This window comes from Geodermatophilus sp. URMC 62, from assembly GCF_052931475.1.
In genome coordinates this window covers 4,510,947-4,523,555 of record NZ_JBRFHY010000001.1, presented here as the reverse complement: position 1 = coordinate 4,523,555, position 12,609 = coordinate 4,510,947, and the positions used below count along the sequence as shown (strand labels likewise).

Genomic DNA, 12,609 nt, shown 5'->3' with positions numbered 1-12,609 from the left:
TGCACCTCCACACTGGTGACCCGAGCGCCGGAGGTCATGCCACGACCCCCGCTGGCGAGATCTCGGCCCGCTGCCTGACCAAGACGATGGCCAACTCCTGCTTGTCCGGCGGGTAGCGGTGCTTCGTGGGGGCCGCCGGAATGTGCCAGCACATTGACGCCCGCACCTCTTCCCTCTTGTCCCAGTCGACCGTCGCGTTGCGCCGGGACAATGGCGACGAGATCGTAAACGACGTTGCCTCCTAGCCATGTGAGGCCGTGGGACCGGCGGGTCCCCTTCGGTGTCGAGGGCACCGGCTCGTACGGCAGCGGGCAGGCCCGGTTCCTCCGCCGGCAGAGCCACCATGCGCAGGAGGTCGGCCGTCCTTCGCGTGCGGGCAGGCGGCTGACCGACAAGAGCGGCCTGCCCGACGCCGAGCACGCCCCTCCACAGGACGGCGTCACAGGGCCCGGCCACGACTTGTTGCGCATACGGGCTGACGGCGGTCACCACGTTCACCCCTGGAACGATCAACAGCTGTCCGCGAGTTGATCTAGCTTCTGACCGTGATCGCCACACATCTGGCCCCACGCTGGGCCTGTCGCATGTCCCCTTCGGTCGCCCTCGAAGAGCAAGCGATGCCAGGCCGTTTCCCCCTGTTTTCCCCTAACTCCAGGGGGAATGAGGCCCCAGTGGGCGCCTATGCGGCTACCAGGGCTCAACAGGAGACGGCGCTGACCAGCGCAAACGCCATGACTCCGGTCCGACGCGACCCGTTCACCGTGTACTACGACAGGTGAATCACCGCGGGCGGCACGCCAGCAACGATCTTGCTTGTCCGACGGGCACGCTACGTTCCGATCATGTCCACGAAGCCGCGCACACCGCGCCCCACTCCCCCAGCGGGAGACGCCGGTGGGACGGCTCCTACTTCCCGGTGCCCAAGTCCCCCTGTGGATCGGCTACGACGCGAGCTTGTGGGCGAAGGTGCCCGACGACGGGATGGCTAGCCCCCATCTGGGCCGAGCCCTGGAATCGCTGGGTGCGCGAGGCAGACCTCCCGGCGGTCACCGCCCGGCGCAACGACTCGACGCACTGGAAGTCACGCGCCCGTTCGGGACGACCCAGCCGACCGCTCATCGACCTAGACGGGATCGGGGACGCCGATCGGGTGCCTGGCTTCCATGCGCCCGCGGCGAGGATGGCGACGCGGATCGGCGCGAGCAGCTCGGCGCGCCGGTGGCAGCGGGCGTCACCCAGCTCCTACCACGGCGCGCCAGGGCCTAAGCGAGCTCCAGTTGCACGTTCACCCGTCCCGGGCGTTTCCGGTCCTCGGAGATGCTAGTGATGCGTACGGCGCAGGACTCGCCCCGGACAAACGAGCCCAGGGGTCGATCAACCTTGGACCGGTGCACAAGACCATTGAGCCCTGGCCGCAGCTCTACAAAGACGCCGAGTGCGTCAACGACGTTCGCCACGCGCCCCGGCACAGTAACGTCCTCTCGTAGGCCTGCGTCATCGAGTTGCTCCCACATCGTCGGAGCCCGCAGCTCCTTGAGCTCCAGCTGCACTTGGGGAACGCCATTTCGTTCGCTGACCCCACGGACTCGGCCGGAAACCCTGTCGCCCTCCCTGAGCGCGGAGCCGATCCGGAGGACGCCTGCAGGTCCGACGTCACCGCTGCCGACGGTGGCCTGGAGTCCGTCGGCCAATCGAAGCCATGCGCGCCCGAGGTCATCTCGGACCCTGTCGACCACAGCCTCCACGACAGCACCGCGTCGGTAAGTGGTCTCGGCCTCGGCGAGCGTGGGCGTCGGCGGGCGACCCGGCGTCGTCTCCGAGCGCAGCGTGAGCCGCACCTGGATGGCGCCCCGGTGTTCGCCTACATCGAGGACCCTTCCCTCCACCGAAAGCCCCCTGAACAACAATGCGCTGAGCGGTTGGCCTCCTGTGTCAACGTCGCGGGCCCCCAGGGAGGCCTCCGTACCATCGGAAAGTTTCAGCCACGCCCTGCCCATGTCATCTCTGACGCGGGTCACTGTCGCCGTTGCCATGCTGCCCCTGGGATAGAGCTCCAACGCCTCATCGACGGTGAGCTGCGGCGCTGGGGGCAGTTCTGGCATTAGGACGGCGGGACTGTGCACGAAGTTGGTGCTAGTCCCCGGCCGGTAGGCGTCCTGCCGGTCCGTGCGCACGTGCCGGCTGCGGGCCCAGAACAGCCACACGTCGCGCTGCCATTCCGGGGAGTCGTCGAGGGCCAACAGGCTTGGCATCGCCGCGCGAGGGACGGCCCCACGCGAGATCAGATACGTGGTGTAGCTGCCAACCTCCGCTGTCGTCTCGGCCGGCACGTCGGCGTCTTGATCGAACTCGTCCGTCGCATCCTCGTCGTCTTCTGACGAGACAAAGAGCGTGCGCTCCGCATCTACGAGAGCTCGGACATCGTGAAGTGATCGCCCATTCAGCGAGATCCGGGCGGATTCGCGGTTCAGTCTGACGTAGACCGGATCGCCGAGAGATGGCGCAATCTCGCCCTCATCGACGAAGAAGGAAGCGTCATGCCCTAGGCCGTTCCGATCGTCGCGGCTGAGAAGTTCCACCGGAATGTAGCCGCCCCCATTCGGCTGTCCAGTGACTACCGCAGGGTAGAACGGAAGTTCAATCGTTCGGCCGTCCCTCAGCGACACCTCGAAGCGCTTAGCGCTCTCCTCGCCGACAGCCATCAGGTGCTGGTGAAGAACCTCGAGGAACGACACCGTGTAGTGGTTGCGTTCCTGACGCGGGATCACCGTGACTGGGAGAACTCCTCGAAGCTGGCGCAGGCGACCCTGGTGCCGTCGACTCAGCGAGATGGCCAGTTGCCCGTGTTGCTCCTGCTTGTCAGGAGATGTGTGCGCCTCCCGCACCACGAACCGGCCTAGCCCGTCAGTCCGGTTCAGCACAAGAAGCTCGTCGCGGTGGTCGCGAAGTCGCGTACCCACAACCACTTCGATGTGCTGACCAGCATGCAAGTCCGGATGCTTACCCGGCCCCCAGACGTGGCCCTCGGGACGCCAGTCAGGGCGGACCAGAACAATCGGCGACCGATCAGGAGCGATCTCGTAGCCCACCACTTCATACCAGGCACCGTCGAGCGGCGGTTCCTCGCCACTCAGTCGCACCCGAGGGCGAGACACGTCAACGCCGGTTGTCGCGCGATTGCGCCAGGCCTCGAGGACGTCAGCAGCGGTGGCCAGATCCACCCGAGCGGGGTTGACACAATCCTGCGCTTGTCCGTTGACGCAGGATCTACATGCCCCGCAGGCAGCCTCCTCCGCCTCGACCTCACGGTGGTCTAGGACCGCGCGACGCTGCTGGGCTTCCGTGTCCTCGATCGGGGGGGTCGAGGTTGGCCAGTTGGTGTCCAACTCGGGGCTGGCATCTTCCACGGTCGCCGAATCGTTGGTCGCGCCCTCCGCATCAAGCCCAACATCAAGATCCACTGCTACGGCTCGATCGGCCGCGGTCGCCGCTGCGGCCATGACGGGTAGTTGAGCCGCCGGCAGGGTTGCATCGACGGACTCCACGACAAGCGGCGTGCTTCCATGCGCGAAGCGGAGCTGGACACGCTGTCCGGCGGGCCAAGCGTCAAGCGTCGCCCCCAGGACGTCTTTGGTTTCGTCCGCCCTGCCGAAGTCAGCACTTAGCGCCAAGAGCCGCATCGCGTCGAGGTTTCCTGTCGCCTCCGGGCCACCATCCCGGTGGGTCCGACTCTCCGGAAGCGCCCAAGGTTCGACGGCGACCAGGTTTCCGATGACGGGGGACCCGAATACTCGTCGTCGAGTAAGGGGAATCACGCGCCGCGGCGGCACAGGCAGTAGGGCCGAGTCGAGATGAGCCGGTTCGTCTTCGAGGTCTCCGACCGGCTTGTCAGGAAGATCAGCGTAGTAGCGACCGCTGCCGTCATGGTCCTGGTGCGCCAGACTCGCGAAGGCACGCGAGATGGCTCCGCGAGAACGGCGGAGCAGTGCTGGTTCAACGAAGCGCTTCACTTCCTCCTTCATGGCAGGTGAAAGTGCGGCGAGAATGTCCCTGCGTTGCTCGGCGGCCGCTCGCAGAAGTTCGTCGTTGATCCACCATCGCCGTGCCCAAGCCTGCCGAAGCTGTGAAGGTTCCCACGGGGCCATGGCGGGGTCGGCCCGCTCCCAGGTGGCGGTCACTTGGAGGGCGAGTTCCGCCTCGTCCTCGCAGGCACTTGCCAGCGCGCGGTGCCGCTCGTAGGCCTCCAGACGCCACTCGTCGGGCCAGGTAGGAAGATCGAGCAGAAGCTTGTTGGCGCCCGCGAGTTGCGTCCCGTTGAGCAGCGCCAGAATGGTGGCGACCTCGGGCACACACGCGAGCCGGTCGGCATACAAGATCGCGATAGCAGCGGCCGTCGAGCCCAAGGCTTGAAACCGAGTGAGCTCCTTGCCGAATGAGGTTGGATCGCCGTCACTGTCCAGCGCACCCCCTCCGCGAAGCGCCTCATTGGCCCGGACGAGCTCTTGCAGGAAGACCTCGCGAGCGTCCTTGGCCGTCTGGTCCAGCAGTACGGGGGGCTCGGGTTGGAAGGCGGCCGGCCAGGGGAAGTTGACGACGTCATCGACGCCGCCGAGCTTGGCCGTCATTACGAGTTGCTCGAGGTTGTCGCGGGTGGAGCCGGGCGCCGTGTCCTCGGCAAGCTCGAGCAGCTGATCTTTGGTGTAAAGCGGGAAGACCCAGCCCGGTGCCTTACGCCCGACGCGACCCCAGCGCTGCTTGATTCCGGCCTGACTGTGAGCCTTGGTCTTGATGCCGCCCTGAGCGATGCCCGGATCCCATTCGGACTGAGCGATCAGGCCGCTGTCAACAACAAAGCGGACGCCCTCGACAGTCAATGATGTCTCGGCAAGGTTAGTACTAACGACGATCTTGCGCTTGTCACCCTTGCGTCGTGCGGCGAGGGCGTTCTCCTTGTCTTCGGTGGGGAGGCTGGAGAGGAGGGCGTAGACGTCGCTGCCGCCGACGCCCGCACGGATGATGTCGCAGGCTTCCTCGATGCCCTTGCCGGTGGGCAGGAACCCGAGGATGTCTCCGAAGATGCCTGCCCGGTCCAGACCCTTTGCCAGCTTGACGACGTAGTTGCCCAGAACCTTGGGCATGTCGTCCTTCCAGCGTTTGACCGGGATCGGAGCGTGGAAGCGCAGCGGCAGCAGCTTGCGGGTCGTGTCGTGCAGGTCCTCCTCGTACCCGGTCTCTAAGGGATCGCGGACCTCACTGTCCTTGAGCGGCGGCGCCGTTCGGGGCCAGGCACTGCTTACGAGCCGGCCCTCGTCGAGTGTGGCGCCCAGCGCTAGCTCCGGTGCCATTCTCGACCACTTTTCCGCAAAGTCGCTGCCGGCTCCCTCGGGCGGCACATCGAGCTCCGGAAACAGTGGCCAGCCGTAGCCGATGCTCTTCACGGCGGGGACGACGATCTTGCCGGCGACCCGCGGTCCGCCGAAGAACTGCTGGTAGAAGTCCGCGTCGAACGTCGCGGACGTGATGATCACGCGCAGGTGCGGGTACCGGGGTAGTTCCCTCTTGAGGTACCCCATGATGAAGTCAATGTTGGTGCTTCGCTCGTGCGCCTCGTCCACGATGACGGTGCCAATCTGGCTGAGCCGTCCCTCTCGGAGCCAGTTGATCATGGTGCCATCGGTCACATAGACGAGTTGACATGCGGGGTCATGGTTGCGGTTGCCGCTCACCTGGAAACCAACGGGATAGCCAGGCCCCACACCGCCCGCGCCGGACATTACCTTGCCGACGAACTCTGCAACCCCGACCGTGGCCTGCACGCGCGGTTCGGTCACAACGATGGGGCCGAGATGGGTAAGGCGAAAGGCTCCTTCGGGAGGATCGAGGAGCCGATACGGCATGTAGGTCGACTTCCCGGTGCCGGTTCCCGCCTTGACAACAAGGACGCGGCGTTCCGGATCGGCGAGACTCTCCAGCATCGCCCCGACATGACTTTCATCCATGCCGAATCCGAAGGTCCCGAGATCCACCGGGGTGGCCTCGGCGATCCTGTGCGCCTCGGGCAGCGGCCCGAGCCCGCCCAAGGGCCCGGTGGGATTGCTCCGGTCTGACACCTCTCCGATCGTGGCGAGATCGATGTAGGCGACAGCGACGCCGGCTATGTGCTGCTTGTGCTTCTGCCGGTGCTCGCGACACCGGTCGCTGCGTGATCCTCCGCGCTGGAGTTGCCCGTCAGCCCAGGACTCCGGGTAGGTGAAGAACTGCGATCCCTCCTCGCGCAGGCCCGCCACCACTTCACGCCGGCAGTCCTTGCACTCCGCGAGGCGCATGTTCGGCCGGGAGAAGCCCCGTGCCGCAGCTCCGGTCATGCCCGCTCCCCCATAGACCAAGCCTTCCCAGCTTCGAAGCGTGCTTCTGGGCGCACGATGGCGTCTTGCTCTGCGGGGCCCGCCGCGTAGTACATCGGGATCACGGTGACTGTGCCGGGGTACTCCAACAGGTGCACCACGAGTGCCCGATAAAAGCCAACGACTGCCGTGTCCAAGCCGGTCTGGTAAATGTGCAACAGCGCCGTACTGCGACCAAAGTCGGTGAGCTGCCGAAGCTGCTGGCGACTGGTTTCGTAGACGAAGTCATCGGTCTGCGCAGCCGGCCGCGGTCGGGATACCTCGGCGTTGCGCAGCCAAGCACCGTCGACGATCGGGTCCATCTCCGTGTGCCTGATGGAGAGCAGAGTCAGATGAAGTTCGCGGTCAGCCCGGTGGGGAGCCGGTTGCCCCAGCGGCAGGCAGCGAAGAGGGAAGGCATGACTGGCCTGCGAACCGTCTCGGTAGACGATGGGCGCGTCGAGTCGCGCCGTCGGTGTCCCCTCGACGAACTCATGAAGGACCTCGGCGAGAACGCGGTTGTGCACTCCAGATGGGTTGACTGCCAGCCTCGTCTCAGTTGCTTGCTCCGCGCAGGCGGCGAGCAGCTGTGCGCGGAACCTCTCCTCAACAGCCCTTCGCCCGACGGCACCCTCCGGCGCCTCCCAGGGCAGTTCCGGCTCCGGAGCGGCCACAGGCTCAATCGCTTCCGGTAGCTCGCTCGGCGAGAAGGGCAACCGGAGCAGCACTGCGACGTTTCCCGCGTTGATCCACTCGCGGGCTGCCTCTGCGGCCTGCCCCGTCAACCGGTCGACGAGCGCCGGCCCGACCGGGTCCCTGAGCGATGCCACTCCGAATGCCAATCCGACGTCTGGCGCCGCCGAAACCGCGAGAGGCATGCTCGGGCCGCCAGCGGCCATGCGCGCAGCCGCAGCAGCCTCCAGCTGCACTGATAGGGACTCATAACGCACGACGTCCGTGCGATCCCCCGGGTCAGCCTTGAGAGATCTCTCGGCTGCCGAAGCGATGTCCAAGACCAACTGCCCTACTCGCTCGTCGCGTGGCAGCGCAACCACGACAACTCGCTCCGCGCTCATCCGCGTGAGATCCGCGAGGCGAGCAGCTTGCTCTCCACGGCCTGGTCGATGTCAGCCCGACGGTCCGGGCAGCGGAGCAAGGGCAGGTACGACCAAGCGGCGGAGACTGGCACGTCGAGCGGAAGCATCAGTGCTGCCGGGGCTCCCCCAGCGCGCAGCCGTAGAAGCTCGGTCACCGTTTCCTCCGTGACTACCGAGCGAGGCAGGATCGTGATCTCCGTGGGGTGATCCAATCCGCCGGCAGCCTGCCACGGGACGCCGTCAGATAAGTCGGCCCCGCTGAAGGCCACTGCGGAACCCCGCTCCAGGACCTGCCACTCCACGCCGGCGGAGGCGTCCTCGATGACTCGCACCCCGTCAGCGCCACCAGCGCTGTCCAGGCCGTTGAGTCGCCTGTAGTACATGCCCGTCATGACTGCGGCGCGACAGACCTCCATCTCGGACTGGCGGGCGCCCCGCTCCCTCCAGTCAGCACCGCCCTCGAGGATGGAGGCAGCCCTCGGAGTGGAGGCAAGCATGAAGTCGAGCTCTACCTCGCGCCAGATCTGGGACAGCAACGTGAAGCAGAGCCGCTCCGGCGTGACACCTCGCATTTCCACCGCTGTCTGAACACGCTCGCGGAGGTCAAAGGGCATCGGCGTCACAGCTAGAAACAGTTCTCGCGCCTCCCGGGGGCTGATCGAGCCACGGTCGTCAACGCCGAGACCCACTCCCACCGTGCGTCCGTATCGCCGAAGGCTGGCCGGTACCCGGCCTTCTGGGTGACCCCTGTACCGGACCTGCGTCCCGTTCACGACCACGCGAGCCGGCCTGTCGAAGCGGATCTCCATCGTCCCGCCATTCTGGAACGCGTCACACAGCATGAGTGCAGCGAGGGCGCGGTTGGCCTCATGCGTGGCGACATGTGGTACCTCGCATGTCTGCCAAGCAGGGACGCACAGGCCATCAAAGCTGGACTCCTGCGCGATCGCGGCCAGTCCGACGATGACGTTCTGGCAGGCGATGCGAACGGGCCGTACGACAAAGTCGCGCGGCCGCTTTTCGTGAGCGATGTACGCGTCGCGGTACGCGGGACCGATTTCGTCCAGAATCCGCGTCAGACCGGCCTCCCTTGCACTCAACTCCTGACTCACAGAGGCGAGATAGAAGTCGGCGTCGACGTCGAGCAGCGCCGCCTGTCGTCGTTCGTCCTTGATAGGGACCGTGAACCAACGAACGACTGGGCCGGGCAGCCCATCGGATGGTTTGTTAGCGGGCTTGCAAACGATACAGGCGATCGAGCGATCATCCACAACGTCGATAGGCACATAGTTCGGCGGCAACTGATCGTGAAGAGCCTCTAACGCAGGGTCTTTCGGATCGACCACAAGCGCCTCGAGGAGCGACCCTGGCGCGGGATTTTCTTGCGCCAAGAAGCCGAGCAGCGCTGGGTCCGGGTGAACCTGCCGGCGCTCGAAGTACTCCTCCAACATCACCTGGTGGCCCTAAAGCGCGCCTCAAAGCCCAGGGGATCGAAGGGCGCCCGCAATGTCTCTCGTCGCCCATCGGGATGGATCACGTCGTGGCCGTGGCCAGGTCCAAGAGCATGACGGAGCCCCCCGTAATAGACATCTCGCAGCCCGTTCTTGCCACGTGGCCGCACCACTTCTTCCGACTTTGGCGATCTGGTCGGAGCGCTGAGCGATGTGTCCGGTCGGTCGTGAAATGAAGTGCGCAGCATCGCGTAGATTTCGGCGGCCTGCGCGGTCACCTTCGGTGACGCCGGGCGCCCGCCGTGAGGCGCGCTCACGACGCGCCATTGCTTCGGAACTTCGTAATCCGGCGCCCCCCGCGCCCCTTGCTGGGCTCCCCACGCAACCGTCGTCCAGCGGAAGAGCCCCGCCGGTGTGACCAGCGAGCGAGTGACATCGTTGTTGCCGCAGGCCATCTGAGACTCCCCCGTGTACGAAGCTCGGGTCAGCCTGGCGGACGACCGGGCCGCCGACAAGGCCTTCAGCCCTCGCCGCCGATGCACGTCCGGTCTTGGCCGCGATAGACGGAGGAACCGCGACACAAGGGCCGACTATCCGGACGCCAGCCGACGAACCACCTCGCACTGAACTGCGGTTTTAGCCGCTAAGGCGTCGAACCAGCAGAGCCCCATCACATGGCACCAGTGGCAGCGAGTCCGGAAGCTGCCGCCGGTCAGCAGTCCTGGGGCCTTCAGGATGACGACGGCACACGTATCGTTCAGGCGCTGGTCCCCTGCCGGGTCAGCTCAAGCCACCTGTCATACGCGGTGACGACGACGCTCCCTCATTGCTACAAACCGATGTGCGGCAACTCCTCCCGCGAGCGCCCAGAACATGCGTTCCAAAAGCGCCCTTGACAGCGTGAGACGAGACTCCGCGGGCGCGGATGCACCCGATGGCTCAACGCCCGGGTTGCCCACGGCCAGTGGGACTGCGGATACGAGAGCCGAGACGTCCGATTCCACGGCTTCCTCTGTGGTCTCCGCGGGGGCCAGCCGGACATCGAGGTCTGGAAGAGCTTGAACGGCCTCACCGCATTCACGGCAGTCGGGATCACCCATCCCACGCATCCAGACTGACTGCCAGGCATGCTGGGCCGCGACGTCATCGAAGAGGCCCATTTGGCTGAAGAAACCAGGTTGGAGTCCGACCTGGACGAAGTTCCGGCCCTGCTCGACCGTCGGCCGCAGCAGCGCGTCAGTATCGGCCAACGCTCCGAGGACGCCCAGTGCCGTGCGGGCCGTCAACAAGGAGATGGTGGCCACGTCAGCGCCCAAGGCGACTTCTCCGGCCAGCCGACCGGTTGCGTAGTCGACACCCGGTGTCAAGTTAGAGGCCTCCTGGCGGGGGCCGACCGTGCATCGGTAGCAGGCGGTGAGCCCGGGTACGACCGTCACGATGTCGCCACCGGTCGCAGCCCGGTAGACACCGGCGAACACACCCGGGGTATCGGTCTCGTGGAGTAGGACGTCCAGCACCGCAAGCGCCCGATTGTCGTCCGCAACGCCAAGCGCCAGGTCCGCGTCTCGCAGAGCCGCCGCGAGCTCGCCTGCCGTGCCGGGCTCGACGCGCATGCGCAGCGGCGTCACTTGGACGTCAGGATTGATCGACGCCAGCCGCTCAGCCAGAGCCTCGACCTTCGCCCGACCAACATCGTCCTGCCTGTAGACCGTTCGGCTTAGGTTCACCGATTCCACGAGGTCTGGGTCGACCAGCGTCAGCCGAGGAAGCCCAGCGCGCACCAGTTGCTCAGCAACCACAGAGCCCACACTCCCGGCCCCCACGACCACCGCATGGCGTTGGTGGACCGCCGACAGCGCACCTGCGGGCAGGCGCGCAGAGCACCCCTGCCAGAAGTCCGTCGTCGTGTCGATCACACGCGCCACCGCCGGCTGGAGACCGGAGGCGGCGGCGCCGGCCACATGCACCGCCACTTCACCGTGCCGAATGCGAAGAACGTGCCTTCCTCGGCGCCGAGTCGACGCTGCGACCACCACACCCACCACTGCCACCGGCATGTGCTGGTTCAACCGAAGCAGGTCCGAAGCCGCAACCCGGTCTTGCCCGCTCGGCTCAGGAACCTCCTGCGGATGGGAATGAACGACGCCCAGGTACTGCACGCCCTCGTCGAGCTCGGTCCGCTGAATAAGCGCCTCTCCCCGGTCAGAGGCCCGCACATGAACATGACTTGTCTCAGCGGCGTCGTCCAGGATTCCATGCGTAAGCAGCACCGACCCGTCCGGGCGGACCCGCCCGAGCACGTGCATCATCCGTTCCGGCGGAACAGCGGCCAGTTCCACATCGATCAGTTCGGCCAGCTGTTCAGACACGAGAACGTCCACGCTCATTCGCCCCACGGCCAGGCGTGTCCGCGGAGCATCCGGCTAATCCCATCCGCCCACATAGCCGACTTCGCGTAGGCATTGTTGAACATGCGCTCGCCCGGACCGCGGTCGCTCAAGCAGAGATGGCCGTCCGCGAACAGGTGCGTCTCGTGGGCGAGACCCAGCCTCTCCAGGTCAGGAGCCAGCAGGCGGACGCGGTAGACCCTCTGGAACCGATCGAAGTAGAGGAAGAAGGCGAACATGTCACCGAGGCTGGTAGTGACCTCGTAAGCCCAGCCCTCGAAGTCGTCGTCTTCGTATCGCCAGTAGCCCGGTGGCAGGTGCCGTTCGGCGAGCGCAACCTCGTCGACCGCAGCGAACACCTCCGTCGTCACTCGGCTGACCGTCTGCGACCCGGCTTGCTGAATCGTTTGGATTTCCCCGGTTCGAGTCACAACCAAGTCGCTGACCGCCCAGCCCTTCTCCCGTGCGCGCGCGTGCCGGCGGACGATCTCCTGCTGCTCGGGCGGCAAAGGTTCAGGATTCCGGCGCGCAGCCAGGACCCGTTCACGCCACTGCTCCAGCTCTGAAGACACCGGGGCATCGCCTCCTGTGGTTGGAAGGTTCGGACGGGCGCGCGCCGGCCGGACCAGCCGACGGATACCGGAACATACTGTTTCCCGGTGACCCTGGGGAGCCGACTCGCACACTCAGATGGCGACACGCCGCCTGTCCATCCGGATCTGCCCGGGCGTTGATAGCAAGCGTCGTGCCCCCGCAGAGTCCCGAGTCCACCGGTTGGCGCATCGTGCCGCGCGGCCACCCGTGCCCGATCGGCCTAGCTTCTGCGGCCGCCTAGCAATCCGCGATCTTGTCCGACCGGCGCGCTACGTTCCGACAATGACCACGAAGCCGCGCACACCGCGCCCCTCCCCCACCGGGACGGCCGCTGGTGGGACGGCTCCCACTTCGCGGTGCCCAAGTCCCCCCTCGGACACCGAGTTGAACCCCCACGGTCTTCGGATCGCCGGGTTCTGCTGTCCCTCGGTCGGCGCGTCCAGTGGGCGGCTTCAGTCCGCGCAATACCGAGGTCTCCGCGAGGCTGTCGCCCTCGTCCGGGGACGGAGTGCTGGTGACCGGGGTACCGGCCTCCGCCGGGTCCTACACCGAGCCGGTACCGAGAACGGCATGAGGCGGCTGAGCGATGGGGAGGTCGTCACCGTCGACGGGACGGCCGGGGTCGTCCGACCCCAGGACTGAGCCATCGAGAGCCTGAGGGCCCGGCGCCTCCCCGCCCGCAGCCGGGAGGTGCGGG

6 protein-coding genes are annotated in these 12,609 nt (G+C 66.3%); all 6 read right to left on the bottom strand.

What is annotated here, in order from left to right:
• Positions 1-34 precede the first annotated feature (34 nt).
• Positions 35-211 (bottom strand): type I restriction enzyme endonuclease domain-containing protein, encoded by a 177-nt coding sequence (locus tag ACU616_RS21825; protein ID WP_446760510.1) that lies wholly within the window; start codon positions 209-211, stop codon positions 35-37.
• Between the two features lie 1,051 nt (positions 212-1,262).
• Positions 1,263-6,365, bottom strand: a complete 5,103-nt coding sequence (locus ACU616_RS21820) for a helicase-related protein (protein ID WP_446760509.1) — start codon at positions 6,363-6,365, stop codon at positions 1,263-1,265.
• Complete coding sequence (locus ACU616_RS21815) at positions 6,362-7,459, bottom strand: hypothetical protein (RefSeq protein ID WP_446760508.1); 1,098 nt, start codon at positions 7,457-7,459, stop codon at positions 6,362-6,364. The genes ACU616_RS21820 and ACU616_RS21815 overlap by 4 nt, the downstream gene beginning before the upstream one ends.
• Complete coding sequence (locus ACU616_RS21810; protein WP_446760507.1) at positions 7,456-8,934, bottom strand: hypothetical protein; 1,479 nt, start codon at positions 8,932-8,934, stop codon at positions 7,456-7,458. The genes ACU616_RS21815 and ACU616_RS21810 overlap by 4 nt, the downstream gene beginning before the upstream one ends.
• A gap of 794 nt (positions 8,935-9,728) precedes the next feature.
• Positions 9,729-11,300 carry a ThiF family adenylyltransferase gene (locus tag ACU616_RS21805; RefSeq protein WP_446760506.1) on the bottom strand — a complete coding sequence of 524 codons (1,572 nt, stop codon included), beginning with the start codon at positions 11,298-11,300 and terminating at the stop codon, positions 9,729-9,731.
• Between the two features lie 14 nt (positions 11,301-11,314).
• Positions 11,315-11,890, bottom strand: a complete 576-nt coding sequence (locus ACU616_RS21800) for a hypothetical protein (RefSeq protein WP_446760505.1) — start codon at positions 11,888-11,890, stop codon at positions 11,315-11,317.
• Between the last annotated feature and the right edge of the window lie 719 nt (positions 11,891-12,609).

What these genes read in the sequence shown, in the direction of transcription:
- ACU616_RS21820 (WP_446760509.1), bottom strand. Translation starts at nt 6,365, where the DNA reads ATGACCGGAGCTGCGGCACGGGGCTTCTCCCGGCCGAACATGCGCCTC.
- ACU616_RS21815 (WP_446760508.1), bottom strand. Translation starts at nt 7,459, where the DNA reads ATGAGCGCGGAGCGAGTTGTCGTGGTTGCGCTGCCACGCGACGAGCGA.